At 39.3% G+C, this 19,246-nt stretch carries 17 protein-coding genes; 10 read left to right on the top strand and 7 right to left on the bottom strand.

The genetic code is table 11. From position 1 onward, the window contains the following. Positions 1–24: 24 nt before the first annotated feature. Both AC1M9C_RS13070 and AC1M9C_RS13075 read right to left on the bottom strand, forming a co-directional pair. Entirely contained in the window at positions 25–2,064 is a 2,040-nt protein-coding gene (locus tag AC1M9C_RS13070) for a UvrD-helicase domain-containing protein (protein ID WP_035267404.1), read from the bottom strand. A gap of 139 nt (positions 2,065–2,203) precedes the next feature. Continuing rightward, a complete protein-coding gene (locus AC1M9C_RS13075; RefSeq protein ID WP_092768184.1) occupies positions 2,204–2,857 on the bottom strand; it encodes a YiaD family glycine zipper/OmpA-like lipoprotein in 654 nt (217 codons plus the stop codon). Between the two features lie 244 nt (positions 2,858–3,101). On the opposite strand from AC1M9C_RS13075, the gene AC1M9C_RS13080 reads away from it, so the two are divergent. The 6 genes from AC1M9C_RS13080 (at position 3,102) to AC1M9C_RS13105 (ending at position 7,559) form a co-directional block, all read left to right on the top strand. Beyond that, positions 3,102–4,031 (top strand): acyltransferase, encoded by a 930-nt coding sequence (locus AC1M9C_RS13080; RefSeq protein ID WP_481589486.1) that lies wholly within the window; start codon positions 3,102–3,104, stop codon positions 4,029–4,031. A gap of 35 nt (positions 4,032–4,066) precedes the next feature. Then, a complete protein-coding gene (locus AC1M9C_RS13085) occupies positions 4,067–5,104 on the top strand; it encodes a preprotein translocase subunit SecA (protein WP_416202018.1) in 1,038 nt (345 codons plus the stop codon). A gap of 116 nt (positions 5,105–5,220) precedes the next feature. Next, on the top strand, positions 5,221–5,934 hold the full coding sequence (gene minC, locus AC1M9C_RS13090) for a septum site-determining protein MinC (protein WP_481587882.1): 714 nt from the start codon (positions 5,221–5,223) through the stop codon (positions 5,932–5,934). Between the two features lie 61 nt (positions 5,935–5,995). Further along, positions 5,996–6,808 carry a septum site-determining protein MinD gene (minD, locus tag AC1M9C_RS13095; RefSeq protein ID WP_035267390.1) on the top strand — a complete coding sequence of 271 codons (813 nt, stop codon included), beginning with the start codon at positions 5,996–5,998 and terminating at the stop codon, positions 6,806–6,808. 2 nt (positions 6,809–6,810) lie between these two features. After that, complete coding sequence (gene minE / locus AC1M9C_RS13100) at positions 6,811–7,083, top strand: cell division topological specificity factor MinE (RefSeq protein ID WP_035267388.1); 273 nt, start codon at positions 6,811–6,813, stop codon at positions 7,081–7,083. Between the two features lie 188 nt (positions 7,084–7,271). Continuing rightward, the gene (locus AC1M9C_RS13105) at positions 7,272–7,559 is read left to right on the top strand and encodes a PA4642 family protein (RefSeq protein ID WP_481587883.1); all 288 of its coding nucleotides are present in this window, start codon (positions 7,272–7,274) and stop codon (positions 7,557–7,559) included. A 111-nt stretch (positions 7,560–7,670) separates the two neighbouring features. Here AC1M9C_RS13105 and AC1M9C_RS13110 read toward each other — a convergent pair whose 3' ends face one another. Further along, positions 7,671–10,064, bottom strand: coding sequence for a YadA-like family protein (locus AC1M9C_RS13110; RefSeq protein ID WP_481587884.1), 2,394 nt, complete (start codon positions 10,062–10,064; stop codon positions 7,671–7,673). A 393-nt stretch (positions 10,065–10,457) separates the two neighbouring features. Between AC1M9C_RS13110 and AC1M9C_RS13115 the strand changes: the two genes are divergently transcribed. Next, a complete protein-coding gene (locus tag AC1M9C_RS13115; protein ID WP_481952422.1) occupies positions 10,458–11,402 on the top strand; it encodes a helix-turn-helix transcriptional regulator in 945 nt (314 codons plus the stop codon). Positions 11,403–11,447: 45 nt separating this feature from the next. On the opposite strand, the gene AC1M9C_RS13120 is transcribed toward AC1M9C_RS13115, so the two are convergent. After that, positions 11,448–14,600, bottom strand: coding sequence for a DNA translocase FtsK 4TM domain-containing protein (locus tag AC1M9C_RS13120; protein WP_481953860.1), 3,153 nt, complete (start codon positions 14,598–14,600; stop codon positions 11,448–11,450). A gap of 261 nt (positions 14,601–14,861) precedes the next feature. Between AC1M9C_RS13120 and trxB the strand changes: the two genes are divergently transcribed. From trxB to AC1M9C_RS13135, 3 genes are all read left to right on the top strand, one after another. Next, positions 14,862–15,809 (top strand): thioredoxin-disulfide reductase, encoded by a 948-nt coding sequence (gene trxB / locus AC1M9C_RS13125; protein ID WP_035267378.1) that lies wholly within the window; start codon positions 14,862–14,864, stop codon positions 15,807–15,809. 115 nt (positions 15,810–15,924) lie between these two features. After that, a complete protein-coding gene (gene aat / locus AC1M9C_RS13130; protein WP_481953862.1) occupies positions 15,925–16,656 on the top strand; it encodes a leucyl/phenylalanyl-tRNA--protein transferase in 732 nt (243 codons plus the stop codon). Positions 16,657–16,673: 17 nt separating this feature from the next. Beyond that, positions 16,674–17,489, top strand: coding sequence for an arginyltransferase (locus AC1M9C_RS13135; protein WP_481587888.1), 816 nt, complete (start codon positions 16,674–16,676; stop codon positions 17,487–17,489). A gap of 14 nt (positions 17,490–17,503) precedes the next feature. Here AC1M9C_RS13135 and rimI read toward each other — a convergent pair whose 3' ends face one another. The 3 genes from rimI to AC1M9C_RS13150 form a co-directional block, all read right to left on the bottom strand. Continuing rightward, on the bottom strand, positions 17,504–17,962 hold the full coding sequence (rimI, locus tag AC1M9C_RS13140) for a ribosomal protein S18-alanine N-acetyltransferase (RefSeq protein WP_481587890.1): 459 nt from the start codon (positions 17,960–17,962) through the stop codon (positions 17,504–17,506). Positions 17,963–18,066: 104 nt separating this feature from the next. Next, the gene (locus AC1M9C_RS13145; protein ID WP_035267371.1) at positions 18,067–18,948 is read right to left on the bottom strand and encodes a metal-dependent hydrolase; all 882 of its coding nucleotides are present in this window, start codon (positions 18,946–18,948) and stop codon (positions 18,067–18,069) included. Between the two features lie 207 nt (positions 18,949–19,155). Beyond that, the coding region (locus tag AC1M9C_RS13150; protein WP_019509660.1) for an EF-Tu C-terminal domain-related protein at positions 19,156–19,246 on the bottom strand (91 nt) is incomplete at its 5' end.

Below are 19,246 nucleotides of genomic sequence, written 5' to 3' on the forward strand. Positions count from 1 at the left end.
ATTCAATCCTGTTTTAAAATGTAATTAACGTTTGAGTAAAGCTTTCAGATTTTGCAGATAATGCTGTGCCTGTAATTTTGGATCGATATTTTCAGCCAATTTCTTTTTTCGACCTAGCCAATCGACTTCATCTTGTGGCAATTCGTCCAAGAAGCGACTTGGTGTCATTTGTTTCATCTGACCACCATTTTTACGCTGTTCTGCAAGCGTCAAAGTCAGACCTTGTTTGGCACGGGTAATACCAACGTACATCAGTCGACGTTCTTCTTCGATGGTGTCAGCCACAATTGAATTCTTGTGCGGAAGCAACTCTTCCTCAAGCCCCATAATATAAACAAATGGGAATTCCAAGCCTTTAGAAGCATGCAAAGTCAGTAAATTTACTTTATCAATATCTTCATCTTCTTGCTGTTGCTCCAACATATCCAGCAACACCATCTTACGAATGACACTTTCGATATTTTTTTCATCGACATCTTCAGCACGATTGATCAAACTTTGAATACTGCTATAAAGCACTTCAATATTGTCAATTTTAGTTTTTTCTTGTGCTGGCGTCGCTGCCGTTTCTTTGATGTAGTCGATATATCCTGCCTCAACCATCATTTGGCGGACTTTAGGTACAGGTTCATCATCATCTAACAATTCACGCGTAAAACCTTCGATAAAATCGGCAAACTCAGCCAATTGAGATGTCGCCTTCTTCGGTAATACCATACTTAGACGCTGATCATTCGCGGCACCTAGTAGAGAAAGATTATTCTCTTGCGCAAATAAACCTAGTTTTTCTAAAGTCACAGGTCCTATGGCGCGTTTAGGTGTGTTGATAATCCGTAAGAAAGCACTGTCATCTTCAGGATTAATAATGAGACGTAGATAGCTCATAATATCCTTGATTTCAGCACGACCAAAGAACGACTGACCACCAGAAAGTTTGTAAGGAATCTGCATCTGACGAAGTTGTGTTTCTAAAACACGTGCTTGGAAGTTTCCACGGTATAACACGGCGTAATCTTTCCAATTTTTGCCATTCATCAATTTATGAGTCAGCAAATCTTTAACAACACGTTCCGCTTCATCATCATCATTACGACAAGTAATAATACGGATCACCTCACCATGTCCTTTATCACTCCACAATTTTTTATCAAAAATATGTGGGTTATTCTCAATCACATGGTTTGCAGCTTTTAAAATACGACTGGTTGAACGATAGTTTTGCTCAAGCTTAATGACTTTTAAATTGGGGAAATCTTCCTTCAATAAGGCCATGTTTTCTGGCTTTGCCCCCCGCCAAGCATAAATTGATTGGTCATCATCCCCTACAGCCGTAAATTGTCCCATGACACCAACAAGTAGTTTGACCAAGATATATTGGGCGGTATTGGTATCTTGATATTCATCAACCAATAAATAACGTACACGGTTTTGCCATTTATCACGGACTTCAGCATTTTCTTGAAGAAGGCGTGTCGGCATTACGATTAAATCGTCAAAATCGACCGCATTATAGGCACGTAAATTACGCTCATAAAGTTGATAGAGATGCGCAAATTGAACATCTTCAGCCGTTTCACAAGTCGTATGTGCTTGCTCAGGCAAAATTAGATCGTTTTTCCAATCTGAGATCATCTTCATCGCTTTTGCGATCAGCTCTTTACTTTCTGCACCAGACAAATTATCTCGGTGCATTAAATCCATTAAAATACGCTTACAGTCATCAGCATCTAAAATGGAAAAGTTTGCTTTAAGTGGCGTATGTTTTAATTCTAGTCTTAATAAATTCAAACCAAAGGTGTGAAAGGTAGAAACAGATAAACCCTTTCCATCCTCTTTACCAAGCAATTTACCGACACGCTCTTTCATCTCTCGTGCAGCTTTGTTGGTAAAAGTCATCGCCGTAATACGATGTGCTGGTATACCGCATTTTTTGACTAAATATGCAATTTTCTGTGTGATTACAGAGGTCTTACCTGAGCCTGCCCCAGCAAGTACTAACAAGGGTCCTTGAGTGTATTTCATGGCTTCAAGTTGCTTGTCGTTCAAATGACTGGCTGATGACATATTCTTTCCTCTTTTCCTTCAGCGCTCGATTATAGTCATCTGCTTCGAATATGACTAACGTTAAATTTAATGAAGGTATATTTGAATAAATTTCAGACATAAAAAAACCACCCGAAGGTGGCTTTTTTAAGATCATGTATTATTGAACTGCGTAAACAGCAATCTCTACACGACGGTTTTGTTCTTTACCTGCTGCAGTTGTGTTATCAGCAATTGGGTTTGAAGAACCTAAACCTTGAGCATTAATACGTGCTGTAGAAACACCCTTAGATGCTAAATAGCTAGCAACAGATTGAGCACGTGCTTGTGACAATGGGATGTTAATCGCATCATTACCTGAACTATCAGTATAACCAGTTACAAGGATACCGCTCTTGTTGTCTTCAGTTAAAACTTGTGCAACACGGTTTAAAGTGTCATAGAAGTTTGGCTTGATATTTGATTTATTTGTATCAAACGTGATAGCACCTGGCATTACTAAGTTAATAGAGCCATCTGGATTACGGTTTACATCAATACCTGTACCAGCAGTTGCTTGGCGTAATTTTTTCTCTTTATTGTCGAGATATACGCCTGCAGCACCACCTAATACAGCACCAATCGCTGCTGCACGGTTATTTTGACGGCTAGTGTTCGCATTACCTTTAGAAACACCGTAACCAGCTGCTGCACCAATTAAAGCACCCAATGCAGTTTTGTCATACTCGACGCCACCAATATTGTTACCAGTTGTTTGACAACCAGAAAGTACCATTGCCCCAACCACTGCAGCTGAAATAGCTAATGCACGCATGGGATGACTCCTTTTATATGTTTTTGTATGTGATGAATAATGATTTGTTAGAAACAATTTAACCATTACTATTTTGTTAATAATAAACAGTTTATTAACAATATGTAATCTTTTGTAGCATCTTTCGTTAATGCTTCATCATATTTTATACATAGTTAAGAAAACGGGCTTTGTGATTTGAGCGACTCGATTTATAGTGTTTTAAAAATTTCAATCAAATGCAATCACTTTTTAGGACTGTGCAATGGCAGCAGAGAAGCAGAAACAACCTATTTTAAAAAAAATTTCTAAGGGTTTAACCGTAGGTTCTGTAATCACAGGAAGTACATTTTTTCGTGGCCCACCTATTCTTGCATTAGGTTTGACTAAACTCGTAAAAAAATCATCAAAAATCGATGAAACCAATATCAATATCGCCAATGGTTGGATTGGTACGAATAACTGGCTCATTGAAAAAGTTCTCCCTGAGCTTAAATGGCACATCACGATTGATGAAGATCTAGATCTCAATCTACAAGGTCGTTACATCATGACCTGTAATCACCAAAGCTGGGTGGATACAACTGTTACTCAATATTTTGGTCTTAAACGTATGCCGCTCACACGTTTTTTTACGAAATGGGAACTCATTTTTATTCCTTTTGTTGGGCAAGCATTCAAGATCCTTGGTTTTCCTATGATGAAACGTCATACCAAAGCGCAAATCGAAAAAAATCCTGCGCTGAAATATCGTGATATGGAAGAAGCGCGTAAATCGTGTGAACAACTGCTCAGCCAACCTTTTACCTTATTAAATTATTTAGAAGGTACACGCTATACCCCTGAAAAACACGCCCAACAAAAATCTCCGTATAAAAATTTACTTAGGCCCAAAGCAGGTGGTTTAGCACTTGCCCTAAATATTCTAGGAAGTGAAATTGATGCGCTAGTCGATATGACCATTGTCTATCCAGATGGTGTGCCAGGTTATGGAGATTTTTGGTTAGGAGAAGTTTCTCAAATTGCCGTCAATTTAAGAAAAATTGAAATTCCTGCTTGGGTTCATGGCGGCAATTATGAGGATGATGCCGACTATCGCGCTCGTTTCCAAAAATGGGTTGATGAGCTTTGGACAGAAAAAGATCAGTTAATTACACAGTTAAAACAACAGCTTCAAGCTGAATCTGTAAATTAAGCTGTCCTCAGAATGTATTGCATATGACAGAACGCATGACTAATTCTCGAAAAACTTTCCGTCCACAGCGTCACGATACGTTATTTTGGAAGATGTTCCTGATTTATGACATCTTTATGATGCTCATTATTTTAGTCAATTTGTTTTGTCTATGTGCCAATGCATTTTTAATGAGTAATTTTGGCTCATGGGTATTTGACACGGTTCAATTACCTCAAATTCTGGAGTTTTATAAATCCGAGCTTCACCCATGGGTCATCATTACTGAAAGTTGGTTTATCACATTTTTAATTGTTGAACTCGCTGTAAGATGGCTGATTGCAATCGTCAATAAACATCATCAGCGTTGGTTTTTCTTTCCCTTCATTCATTGGTATGAAATATTAGCTATTATCCCTTATCTTCGCTTTTTACGTTTAATTCGCGTCGGAGTGATTGCCTATAGACTGCATGAGCTAGGCTATAAAGTCATACCTAATAAATGGTTCAGACGTCTTAATTTTTACTATAACGTGATCATGGAAGAGCTCTCTGATCGTGTGGTGATTACTGTCATTGATAGTGTAAAAAAAGAGTTAGACACTAGCTCAACCCATAAAAAAATCATTCATGATCTGGTGAATCACCATCGAGACATGTTTGCCACGACATTAGCGCAAGTCTTACAAGAATCTTTAGCAACCGAATTAAAACTTCAAAAAGATAATATCTCGCAAGGCGTTGGTCACATTGTCATTAAAGCAATTGAAGACACACCAGAGCTAACACAGCTCTTAAAGCTGATTCCATTGGTGGGTGGTCGTATAGAACAGCAAATCCACAACATTGGTCAACGATTAGGTGAAAATATTACCGACGGTTTAGTTGAACCTTTTATTTCTGGAACCATTGATAAACCGAATGCGCATTATCAACTCATTGCTGAAAAAATTAGCCAGCTCAATATTGATAATCATGCATTAGAACAACTCGTTGAATCTGTCGTTTATGAAAGTCTTGAGTCTTTAAGAAAACAGGTGGCAGTAAAACAATGGCAAATAGAGTTATCAAAAAACAATCAAGTCAAGGAATGATCATTTCTCTATTAATTTAATATATCCGCTAGAGAATTCTTGAGAATTGAACTAGCATTTGCACAATTAACAATTTTTACTTCGATTATAAAGCGCGAAGCAAGCAAGGAATGAATATGGCAGATATTCGGATTACCGGTAGAATGGTGAATTTTACCCGAATTACCTTTGACACCAATGATCATAATGTTATCCGCCAACAATTAAGTGCCATGATGAGTGAAACCTCTTATGAAGGTGCGCTTGTCATTCTTGACACAACCGTTGAACAAGAACTCATTGGACTCATTCAATTGGTCATCAGTTTAGGGTTACAGCCAATGGCTGTCGTTGATGGTTTAATGGGTGATGAAGCACGTGCGATCCAATTCCCAGTTCTTGCGGCTGATCGTCCTTTGCAGCGCATCAAAGCAACAAAAGAACAAGTGGTAGAAGCTCCAGCAAATACCCCTGAAGCTGAGAAGGCTCCAACACACATAGCTCCTGCAACCACACATAAAACTTCGTATCACAATGAAGTGCTTAGAACAGGACAATGTCTGGTACAAGATCACGGCGATATTATTTTAACTGCTGGAATTAATAGTGGCTCTGAAATCATCGCTTCAGGAAATATACATATTTATGGCTCTGCTCGTGGTAGAGTCATCGCCGGCGCCGGTGGCAATACAGCAGCACGAATTTTCTGTCATGTTTTAGAAGCTGAATTAGTATCTATCGCAGGAACATATTGTGTTGCAGATGATATTCCACCACATATGCTAAAAAAGTCAGTACATATCTATTTAAATGATGCTCAAGAGCTTGTCTTTGAAGCACTCGAATTTTAATGTATAACTAAACATGAGAACCCCTATAGTATTGGGGATAAACATAACAGGAGTGGATTCGGTGGCGAAAATTGTTGTCGTAACATCAGGTAAAGGTGGCGTAGGTAAAACAACTACCAGTGCATCTTTTGCAACAGGTTTAGCCCTTCGTGGCCACAAAACTGTTGTAATCGATTTTGACGTAGGTTTACGTAACCTCGACCTTATCATGGGTTGTGAGCGTCGTGTTGTTTATGATTTTGTGAATGTATTAAATAACGAAGCGAGATTACAACAAGCACTTATTCGCGATAAAGAAATCGAAAATCTATATATTTTACCTGCATCACAAACCCGTGATAAAGATGCGTTAACCGATGAAGGTGTTGCACGTGTTATGGACGAACTTTCTCAAGAGTTCGACTACATCATTTGTGACTCTCCTGCAGGTATTGAACGTGGTGCGATTTTAGCAATGTACCATGCTGATGAAGCAATCATTGTAACGAACCCTGAAATTTCATCTGTCCGAGATTCCGATCGTATTATTGGTATGTTGGACAGTAAAACGAAGAAAGTAGAAAATAACGAAGGTCGTATTCGTAAGCATCTTTGTATCACACGCTTCAACCCTGAACGTGCTGACAAGCAAGAAATGTTAACAGTCGATGATATTTCTAAAGATATCCTTCGCGTGCCAACGCTCGGTGTAATTCCTGAATGTAAAAGCGTGTTACAAGCTTCGAATGAAGGTAAGCCTGTTATTCTTTATACTGAAGAAGCAGCTGGACAAGCTTATGACGATCTTGTTGCACGCTTCCTTGGTGAAGAACGTCCATATCGTCACATCTCTGTGAAGCCGAAAGGCTGGTTAGCACGTTTATTTGGAGCATAAAGATGGCAGGATTCTGGAGTAAACTTTTTAGTAGTGATGACAAACCATCAAGTGCACAAACAGCTAAAGATCGCTTAAAAGTTATCGTGGCATCTGAAAATGGTCTAGGTAAGCGTTTAAGCCAAGATAAAATTGATTTAATGAAAAAAGAAATCATGCAAGTTGTGAATCGTTATGTGCGTGGTGTAGATGAACAGCATATACAAATGTCGGTTCGCTCTGAAGCAAATATCGAAATGCTAGAAATGAATATCAATTTGCCTGAAGAACGTTAATCTGATTTTTGATTAGTCAAGCAAATTGAATCAGGGCAAAATATGAGAGTGGCAGAAATAGGCTATTAGCTATATTCCGCCCACTTGAAGCAGAGCTTCAAGTCTTGCGACTAGACAAAGCAGTGCTTTGCTCATCTAGTCTCATATTTTGCCCTTTTTTATTGATTAAAAATACCAAGGAGATTGTGATGGCATTATCACAGCCAGCCACGTTCAATGAAGAATGGTCAGACGAGCGTGTTTTTGCCTATTTAAATCAGTTACCTCCTGAAGGTGTAAACGCTGATTTTCATGTTCTCTATCATGCTTTTAAACATATGCGTGCTAATGACTATGAGCGTTTACTTACTAAATTTATAGCAGATGGTCGTAATCTTAACGCTCAAAATCCTGAAGGCAAACGTATTCATGATGTGATCGCAGAATTCCCACGCCAAAGTGCAGAATTCCTTGCTGTTTTAGCAAAATTTGCCTAAAAACAGATAAAAAAGCCTGCTTGAGCAGGCTTTTTTGATTTAAATCTATCTTATACCTGTTAAAAAATAGTTTCGTATTAAGGTTACTTATACGTTTGGGTGAAACTTAGATTATTTCCATTGCCAACCCAATGCAATAGCACCACCAACATCACCTTGTGAACTTGCGGTTCCAGATGCTTTATAGACAAAGCGATTCGTTTCAGAAACCCCACTAAATCCAATGGCAATACCTTGCTCACCATCCCATGTACCAGCAGCTGCACTGAACATACTTGCACCAGCATAAGTTGGCTGGGGTAATGAAGCGACAGCCAAAGACGCTGCAATAGCTGCTCGAGTGTCACGTCGTTCATCGGCAAAACTCTGTTCTAAAGCATTTACACGTCGACTAGTATACTCATTGGCCTGATTCAATATTTCATTGGTTCGTATATTCGTATATTCCTGTGCATCGCTCAAAACTTGCTGATCTGCTTGACGCATTTGTTTTACATTGACTGCGTCGGTATCCGCTGTACCTGCTGCCACATTAACAATTTGGCGCTGTTGCGTAGAGGAACCCACTGAAACCGTATTGTCCCGATCGGTAGACGAAGCATTTCCTAAAAGAACAGCATTATTTGCGTCAGACGTTATATTATTCCCAAGAGCTACAGTACTATTTCCTGAAATATTGTTGAAATTACCAACTGAATGCGTATTTTCACCCGTAACCGTATTGTGATTTCCTAAAGCTGTTGCATGTTCACCAGCGACTTGTGATTCAGCCCCAATTACAATACTCTCACGACCCGATGCTACTGATGAACTTCCGATTGCAAGAGCATCTTCACCTGTTGCATTTGGTAATATTGCATTTTCACTAGGATTTGTTCCAACAGATATTGCGACAGTTCCACCACTAGCCAAAGACGTTAGCCACTGTTGTTCGGTGCCATTAAAGCCATTTTGTACAGCAATCTCAAAAGCACTAAAACCTTGATCACCTTTGTCACCTTTTAAGCCTTGAAGTCCTTGATCACCTTTATCGCCCTTGTCGCCTTTTAAGCCTTGAAGTCCTTGATCACCTTGATCTCCCTTATCACCTTTCAATCCTTGAGGACCTTGGTTACCTTTATCTCCTTTGAGTGACGTCAGCCAATCTTGCTCTGTTCCTACAAATCCATTATTCACCGCCACTTGGTAAGCACTATCACCTTGTGGTCCTACACCGCCACCAGGTCCACCGCTTGCACCTGGTATACCTTGATCCCCTTTGTCACCTTTCAACCCTTGTGGACCTTGATCACCTTTATCTCCCTTATCGCCTTTTTCACCTTTTAATGATGTAAGCCAATCTGTTTCAGAGCCCTCAAATCCATTACTCACAGCAACCTCGTACGCACTTGGTCCAGCTGGTCCAGTGGTACCTGTACCTGTTTCACCACCAACACCATTATTTTCGAGTGCAGACACTCGGTCTTTTAACGCTGTAAATTCAATATCAATCCCTCTAATTGTTTGATTTACATTTTGGTATGTAGAGCCTTGCATTTCAAATGAAAGGGGCATCACACTCCCCTGAAACATAGTCACCCCAGTACCCAGAATTCTTTGTAAACTGGCTGTCAATTGATCAACATTAATAGCATCATGAGTATCTAATCCCCATGCTAAGTTCATGATTCGGCGTTTTAATTGATCACTACCGACTGAAATAACATTCTCTCGATCTGCAACCGATGCACTACCTAAAGCAACAGAGTTGCTCGCATAAACCTGACTCAGCTCACCAATCGCGACTGACTCTCTTACGGATGTATAATTTGGTCCTGGTCGAATAATAATAGAACCACCGACAGCCACATTAGTGTGACCTTGCACATTACTGTTGGAGGCAAATATATGAGAACTCGTCGCACCAACCTCATTAAATCCACCAAAAATCATCGAGCCATTAGTGTTGACGTCGTGAATATTATTCATACCAACAACAACAGATTTTACAGACGAGTTTAAATTTGAAATACCTATAGAGATACCCCCTTCAGCAGTATTTGAACTACCGATCGCAATACTCCCTTCCCCCTTAACCACTTGATTATTACCAATGGCAATATTACTTGTATGATGCGTTGTGTTTTGATTTCCAATGACCACATTATTTTGCGTTGTCGTTACAGCGTTTGGTGTCACCGTATTATTCAAACCAAAAACAGTATGATTCATCCCAATATTGACGTTATTGCTTTGTCCCATAACCACACTGTTCGGTGCAACCACTGAGTTATTTTCACCACAGATGAAAGATGTAGTGTCTGAATTCGTCGCTGTGCCTGTTGAACCCTCACATTCATCAGCTTGCACCTGACTCGTCATTGCGGTTAATGCCCCAATTAAAATCAGATAACCTGTCGTCATTCCAATATTTTTTAAAGATTGTGTAAAACGTGTACGTCCAAGTTCCCCTGTTACGACTAATTTTCCATTACGATTACGGATAACTCGGTATATATGGTTCATGTAATTCCCCTTAGTTTTTGACATGGTCATGTCACTTGCAGGTTTTCCATAGTTTGCAAGAAAGACCTTTTATAATGAGGAAAATCAAACCATAAAGCTGATAATCTAGAAGCCCCCCTTTAAGGGGGGATGAAAAAAATATTTTTGTGAAAAAATGATTAATATTTACTTTTTTATCTCAATTTTTTTAAAAAAAATCTATAATTTGAATTTGTTATAATCAAAACAGTTCAATCGAAGATGAATTCAATAAGTTTTCGTAAAAGTGATCGAACAAGGCTCGGCACCCTCCATCGCCTGAGAAATCTTTGCTGTACTCAACTTCCGCTCCTTACCATTGCGCCCAGTATTTTTGACTATTTGAATTTTTTGATTCCACATGATGCCTACGGTATGGCACTGACCTATCCAAATGGTGAACCTTATATACTGTATTACAAAAATCTTAACCCTCAGTCGATGAGGTATGTCCAAGAAAATACTGAATTATTCTTAAACTTAAAAACCGAAAGCCATATCCGCTGGCTCAACTGCCCTATGTTACCCAAAGTCGGAAATCTTTTACGCCCAGATGATCCGTATTTTCATAGCTTAACCTACCAGATGATTGTGCGCCAAAGCGGTCTTCACCATACACTAGATCTAAGATTAGAACGCAATCATATTCCTGCAGGAGGTATTACCCTCTATAGGCGTATGTCACACCCCTTCCAATTACAAGATCATCATTTATTAGAACAAGCTGGTGTCTATATCGAATATGCGCTTAACAATCAAATGGAGGATGGCGACGATGTAATTGAATCAGATCAAGCGTTGTTAATCGTGAATTCTCAAAATGATTTAGTCATGATGACTGATGCTGCAAAGGATTTACTGAATCTCTTCCCGATACATTATGAATTTTGGGAACCATATAAAGCGTTGCCAAAATCATGCTATCAAGTCATCAATGAGCTTAAATATGGGCAACAAATCCCCAAGCTTAGTTTGACCATTCCTAATGGAATATTAACCCTTCGTGCTGAATGGTTAAGTAGTCAAAATACAACCGATACAAATATCGCCTTATACTTAAAGCGCTCATTACCACGCTCCCTCATTATTTTAAAAAAACTAGAAGCACTTGATTTATCCCCCCGAGAATGCCAAGTGGCTTTTTCGTTAATTACAGGCATGAATAAAAGTGAAATTTTACAAAAATTATCCATTAGCCCTGCGGTATTTAAAGATTGTGTCAAGTCAGTTTATCAAAGCTTGAATGTTCACTCTGTGAGTGAACTGATCACATTTGCCAGCCAATGGACTACCCCCAAAAACAACACTTTTTTGAGTTAAATAAAAAAAAGCAACCTATGGTTGCTTTTTCTGAGTCAGTCTTCGTTAAACTAAAATTTCACGTTTACCATTTGCGCCCATTGCACTCACGATACCGTTTTCTTCCATTTGGTCAATAATACGTGCGGCACGATTATAACCCAGACTAAACTTACGCTGTAAAGATGAAGTGGATGCTTTGCGGGTTTCTAAAACAAAAGCAACACATTGATCATAAAGTGCGTCACGGTCAGAAGCACCATCACCATCCTCAAAGCCACGTGATGCTGGCTCTTCATCAAATGGAGTGAGAATTTCATCCACATAGTTTGGTGCACCACGCTCACGCCATGCATCACAAATACGGTTCACTTCGTCATCGGCAATAAATGCACCATGCACACGCTCAGGCTCAATTTTACCTGGTCCTAAGAACAGCATATCACCATGTCCAAGCAAATCTTCTGCACCACCCGCATCCAAAATCGTACGCGAGTCAATTTTAGAGTTTACACGTAGCGCAACACGCGTCGGTATATTCGCCTTAATTAAGCCCGTGATTACATCGACGGATGGACGCTGTGTCGCAAGTAATAAATGAATGCCAGCAGCACGTGATTTTTGAGCTAAACGAGTGATCATTTCTTCCGCTTTCTTACCCACCTGCATGATCATATCTGCGAATTCATCTGCAACAATCACAATCGAAGGCAATGGTGTAAGTCTAGGTGCACGTTCTCCAGCAACTGACTCACTGGCTTTCCAAGTTGGATCAAATAGATCTTCACCATTGGCAATTGCTTCTTCAACTTTACGGTTATAGTCACTCAATTTACGTATTTTTAAGAACGACATCAGCTTATAACGACGCTCCATCTCATTCACACACCAATTTAAAGCACTGACTGCATCTTTCATGTCAGTCACAACAGGCGTGAGTAAATGCGGAATATCGTTATAGTTCGCCAATTCAAGTTGTTTAGGATCAATCAAAATAAGGCGCAATTGATCTGGCGTATATTTTAAAAGCATCGATAGAATCATCGAGTTTACAGCAACAGATTTACCTGAACCTGTGGTACCCGCAACCAACATATGTGGTGCCTTGCCCAACTCAGTAATGACTGGGTTACCAGAAATGTCTTTACCCATGGCCATGGATAAGATTCCATCTGGATCCTTAAATTTTGGAATTTGTACCAATTCAATCAGGCGCACCATCTCACGTGTACTATTCGGAACTTCAATGCCAATGTAAGGTTTTCCAGGGATCACCTCAACAACACGTACTGATGCCATCGACATTGATCGTGCTAAGTCACGAGAAATATTAGTTACTTTCGAGGCTTTCACACCAGGCGCAAGATCCAGTTCAAATCTGGTCACGACTGGACCCGGTTGAGCTTCAATCACTTTCGCTTTGACATTAAATTCTTGTAATTTAATTTCTAACAGTTCTGATAATCTTGATAATTGTTCTGCAGTGAAGTTTACTTTTTTGTTTGGGTCTACTTCATCAAGTAAATCCAAACCAGGAAGTGGTGATAAATCTTTACGGCGCTCAGCAACTTGCATTGCACGAGACATTGGACGACCAGCAGCATCTGTTAATGGCGCATCGAAATCAAACTCATCCTCTTCAACTTCAGGCTTACCTACCGTTTCTTGCCAAGCTTCTCTAAAAGCATCTTTATCTGAAGATATACGTTGTTTTTCCTCATCACTCACTTTAGTAACAGGAATTGATGATCCCTCTTGCTCAACAATGTTTTGTGGTGATGGGGCAATAGTGTCTTGCTCTGATTCATATTCTGCGACTGTATCTGACTTAGGTGAAGTCATAAATTTAATATTTGGCGTCACCAAATTTGGACGCTTGACCTCTGGATTAGACAAAGCTTCTGCTTCATCCGCAAGTGATGCAAGACCATCAAGCTCAGAAGCTAACAGATCTGCTTTAGTGATCGCTTCCGCCGCTGCGCTCGATTGACTTGCGTATACAGCACTTGCACCAATAGCTGAGGTATTTTGGATTAGGGATGCTGTATTTTGATCATCAGCAGATTGACCTGAAGGATTTGTTTGATGATGAAAAGGAGTATGAATATCTTTGGCGTGCTGTCCTTGTGGAACAACTTCAAGTAATTCATCAAAGATTTGATCATCATTCCAGTCCAAAGCAGTATCTTGAACAGTTGAGCGCTGCTCTACTCGAACGTTTTTACTTAATTCATTAATTTCTGAAGTACGTTGATCAAGCTGATCCTCCTCTGCTGCGCGCAAAAGCTCATCAATTTCTCTTTTATGATCTTCATCGCTATGCAAGGCTTTCCAAACTTCACCCGTTGGAACAATACGTTGACTCTCACGCTCTAACTCATGCGCTTTCGCGATGGTACGCTCGAGCTCAGCCTCATCATCTTCATCAAAACGATGATTTTGTTGAGACTCTTGGAAACGCATATCTTCAAATAGTTTTTCAGCAGTACGTTCATGACGCGCTTGTAATTGATCTTTTTCTTCTAAATGACTGACATCATTGAGCTCAGCTTGATGAGGGACTGGAGCTGAATCTTTTACAGGAGGTTCAATTTCTTTTTTCGCTTTTGGCTGAGTCGTCAAATCATAAGCTGATTCAGTCTCAGGTACATTTTTATAGAATAAATCTTGCAAATAAGCGGGTGTCGCCTTCAAAGTAGACCATGTCTTGTTCCACTGAATACCAAAAGCCAGTGTGATTAGAACGATGCTGAGTACGATCAGAAAAAAAACGGCGCCATAAATCGTCAAAACCTGTTTTAAACTCTCACCCAATTCGTAACCAATGATTCCACCTGAAGCGTTAGCAAGCGTATCTGCAGGCACTGACCAAAGTAAATAAAACAAACTCGCGACGGTAAGTAGAATGAAAAATTGAGCAGCAAAACGAAATGGACGACTCAAAAAACTTCTTGGCCACCACACTTGAATCGCTTCAATGAATAAATAAATTGGGATCAGTAAACTTGCCCAGCCCAGAAATCCAAATAAGAGATCTGCAATCCAAGCACCTGCGACACCACTTGCATTTGAAACTTGTTGAGTATCACTCGAAATATGCATCCAACCCGGATCAAATGGCGTATAAGTCACTGTTGCTAAAAACAGATAAATACCAAATGATATTAAGAAGAATGTTAAAACTAAGCGCTGTGCATATACACTCGACACCGCAGTCATATACTGTCCTGTAAACGATTATTCATTAATGTTCTAATGTTGAAATGGAACAATTTCTTCATTATAGAAAACTTACTATTATGCACCTGTTCATTAAAAAAAGGTGCAGCTTTCTAAGGTTTCCTTGTTAACACTTTTAACTATATAGCTCAATTCGATTTAGTTGATCAATATAATCCACATTCATTCCACACAACTGTGGTGAAGTTTCACGTATAATTTTCAGCAAGTCGATATATCAAATTAAAAGGATGCTTATACATGAGCGCTCGTCACTCAAGATTGATTATTTTAGGTTCTGGTCCTGCGGGTTATAGCGCAGCTGTATATGCTGCACGAGCAAATTTAAAACCAACTTTAATCGCAGGTATGCAATTGGGTGGTCAGCTCACCACAACTACAGAAGTTGATAACTGGCCAGGTGATCCTGAAGGCTTAACAGGTCCTGCTTTAATGGAGCGTATGCAAGCTCACGCAGAACGTTTTGGTACTGAATTGGTTTACGATCACATTAACGAAGTTGACTTAAATGTACGTCCATTCGTTTTAAAAGGTGATATGGAAGAATACACGTGTGATGCTTTGATCATTGCAACAGGCGCTACGGCTCAATACTTAGGATTAGAATCCGAAGCTGCTTATATGGGTCAAGGTGTGAGTGCATGTGCAACTTGTGATGGTTTCTTCTATAAAAATCAAAAAGTCATGGTTGTCGGTGGTGGTAACACTGCGGTTGAAGAAGCGCTTTATTTATCAAACATTGCTTCACATGTAACACTTGTACATCGTCGCGATAAATTACGTTCTGAAAAAATCCTTCAAGATCATCTTTTTGCAAAAGAGAAAGAAGGGAAAATCAGCATCATCTGGAACCATGAAGTTGAAGAAGTACTTGGTAACCCTCAAGATGGCGTTACTAGTGTTCGTTTGAAATCTACAACTGATACTACAACTCAAAACGTTGAAGTGACTGGATTGTTCGTCGCTATAGGCCACAAACCTAATACTGCAATGTTTGAAGGTCAGCTTGAACTACGTGATGGTTATATCCAAGTTCAAAGTGGTACACGTGGTAATGCAACTGCGACTTCTGTTGAAGGCGTATTTGCTGCAGGTGATGTTGCAGACAATATCTACCGCCAAGCAATTACATCAGCAGGTTCAGGTTGTATGGCTGCTTTAGACGCTGAGAAATATTTAGACAACTAATATTTATTTAAAAACCCAAAAAACCACCTTCGGGTGGTTTTTTTATTCTTTCAACTTGGCATAATCATTTTAAACATTTTTATCTTCGGTTTTTCATTATTATTTTTAGAACTTAATCCCTATGCTCCCTCCTTCTGAATTTATTTTCCCTAATCCAATTGAATCCGATCCCGAAGGGCAAGGACTAATCTGTATAGGTGCTGACCTCTCCCCTTCTACATTATTTGAAGCTTATACACATGGTTTATTTCCTTGGTTTTCCGAAGGTGAGCCGATCTGCTGGTGGAGTCCAGAACCTCGCTGCATTATCTACCCTTCGTCATACCATCCAAGTAAATCACTCATTCGTAACATGAAAAAACATGATTATACGATTACCATTAACCGTGATTTTGAACATGTGATACGTTCTTGCTCATTACCACGAAGTTATGCCAATGAAACATGGATTAATGAAGATATCATTCAGGGTTACTGTTCATTATTTGAGTCAGGCTATGCATATAGTGTCGAAGTACGCAGAGAAAATTCGATTGTCGGCGGGCTGTATGGTGTCTCTATAGGTCAGGGTATTTTTGGTGAATCCATGTTTAGTCGAGAGACTGATGTTTCAAAAATGGCTTTTTATACCCTCATGTTGATCAGCCTTGAAAACCATGCACCCTGGGTTGACTGTCAATTGGTGAATGATCATCTCATGAGCTTAGGTGCTTGCACAATTTCTCGCCAAGACTACCTTAATTCGTTACAAGATGTGATAAAACAGCCTCAGATTGATTGGCAAAAGTATAAAGACGGTGTATTTTCAAGTAAAACAATAGCATTTGATCAACGACTCATGGATTGAGAAATAGGAGGGACAATATGAATTCTTATCAACCCCAGTCCCTATTAAATGAATTGCAGTATTACATTACACCACCGCATGACTGCAGTTATCTTCCCGAGAAATCAGCACGGATGGTCTTTTTAGATCCTGCTCATAAAATCGACGTTGTAACTTTATCAGAATTGTCTCGTGTAGGATTTCGAAGAAGCGGAGATTTTGTCTATCGACCTGAATGTCATTTGTGTCGACAATGCCTTTCATGTCGTGTACCTGTTGATGCTTTTAAAATGAACAATCAACAAAAGAAAGCTTGGAAACGTAATCAAGACTTAGAAGTTAGAATAACCCAAACTCAAGATGCTACTGATTTACACTATCAACTCTATGAACGTTACATCAATGAGCGTCATTCAGATGGAGATATGTTCCCCCCTAGCTATGATCAATTCGAGAAGTTTTTGATTCACAGTTGTAGCAATAGTTTCTTTATAGAACTTTGGAAAGATGATCGACTCATTTGTGTCTCAACCTGCGATGTATTAGATGATGGAATATCCGCCGTCTATACATTTTTTGATCCAGATGAATCCAAACGTTCTTTAGGTGTTTTTGCAGTCCTTAAGCAAATTGAATATGTAAAGCAGCACAATCAAGAGTTTGTATATTTAGGATATTGGGTACCCCATTCATTCAAAATGAACTATAAGTCCCAATATGCGCCTTTTGAATTATTACTGGATGGTCAATGGCGACGTGTTAATAAAATGCTCAGCAACGAAGAAATCGATCAATTAGGTCATATGCTGATGACGACACTTCCCTCTGAATGGAATAACTTTATTGTAAAGTAGGGTATTGAATTTTGTCACTTGAATAAATCTGCAAAATTATCACTGCATGCCTTTACCATAATGATGGCATGCTCTTTTCCACCATCTAATGTTGGATAATAGTTTTTACGCATATCAATTTGATGAAATCCGGATTTCTCATATAGTGCAATCGCAGCCTTATTACTTTCTCGGACCTCTAAAAAGATTTGTACGGGATCATTATTGAGTTGAGCTATTGAAGCTTCAAGCAATTGATATCCCAACCCTTTTCCACGCATTTTCGGATGAACTGCCATCAACAGCAAATTTGCTTCATCCAATACAGGCTGTAAAATACAGAAACCAACAACACGATTCTGGTATTCAATCACTGTGGATTGATATGAATCAACCGCTTCTGAAAATTGTTTTTTTGTCCAAGGATGCGTCTGCCCCAAACTTTCAATTTCATATACCACCTCAACATCTGATGTCAGCATCGGTCGAATCATAATCATTACATTGCATTTTTTAAGTGAGTACATTATAGAAAGTTCGAAAATAAATGAAATAAAAAAAGGCAGCTTACGCTGCCCGAATGCACAAAAGTAAATACTTAAAAACCGAGTTTTGCTTTCCATGTTGCCAATAAACCCACGGTATCCAAATCATTCGGATGGAAGCCTGGTTTAAAATAAGCCAACATTTCCTTACCCATACCAGAAATAATGCCTTTAGATGGACTATATCCATAGGTATAAATATCTTTCAAAGATGCAATATTTAACTGTTTATCGTCTTTCAATAAACGCGCTACAAAATAAGTCTGCACCATGAATAGCACAACCATTGCTGCCACTAAAGAAGATGTTCGAGCAAGATAAGATTTGATTCCTTTACCGAACACACCTTCAAATACATCATATGCGACAGCCTTATGCTCATTTTCTTCAATGGCATGCCAAGCCCACATCGTCGCCATTGTTTCATCAGTCATTAATGCTTGAATATGTTCGTTACGCAATAATTCTGAGGCAATGGTTGCTGTAAAATGTTCTAGCGCAGTCGTTCCCATCAGATCGATCATTTCTTGTGAAATACCAAATGGTTTCATAACGGTGCTAGCTGACTTACGAAAAGTTTGAATGACCGTATCTGTGGCTTTTTCAAGTGCAGCAACATCATGACCAAATTTTTGTGCTGATGCATTAAAGCCAGCATGCTCATGTGTATGCATTGCTTCCTGACCAATAAATGCTGAAATCTCTTTTTGGAGATCTTCATTATCTTTAATGGCTGGATGTTGGCGAACTGCACGCACTGAATCGATAAAGAATTTTTCACCTGCAGGAAATAATGCAGATAACGCTGTCATGAAATGAGTTAATCCTGCTGAACCATTCATCCAATATTCTGGTACGTGATCAAAATCAAATTGCATACGACGTACTGGAAATGATGCACCGGCACGATTTGTAATATTTACTTTAGCATTCATTGCTGGACTCCTATTCGGGATCTATCCAAATCTAGTTTTATGATTCTTTTCATTACTTCATCTTAGTGATTTATTATTTTTATGATAAATGCCTTATAGGTCACATCATTATCAGTTAAGGACAGCTTACAACTCTTATTGTCTAACAATTTTATAGATTCCATAAAAAAACGCCCCAAAGGGGCGTTTCTTTCACACAATCAATACTTATGCAGTTACTTTAGCAACAACACCAGCACCAACTGTACGACCACCTTCACGGATCGCAAAACGTAGACCTGGGTCCATTGCGATTGGG

This window comes from Acinetobacter sp. 24-47-39 (assembly GCF_056783825.1).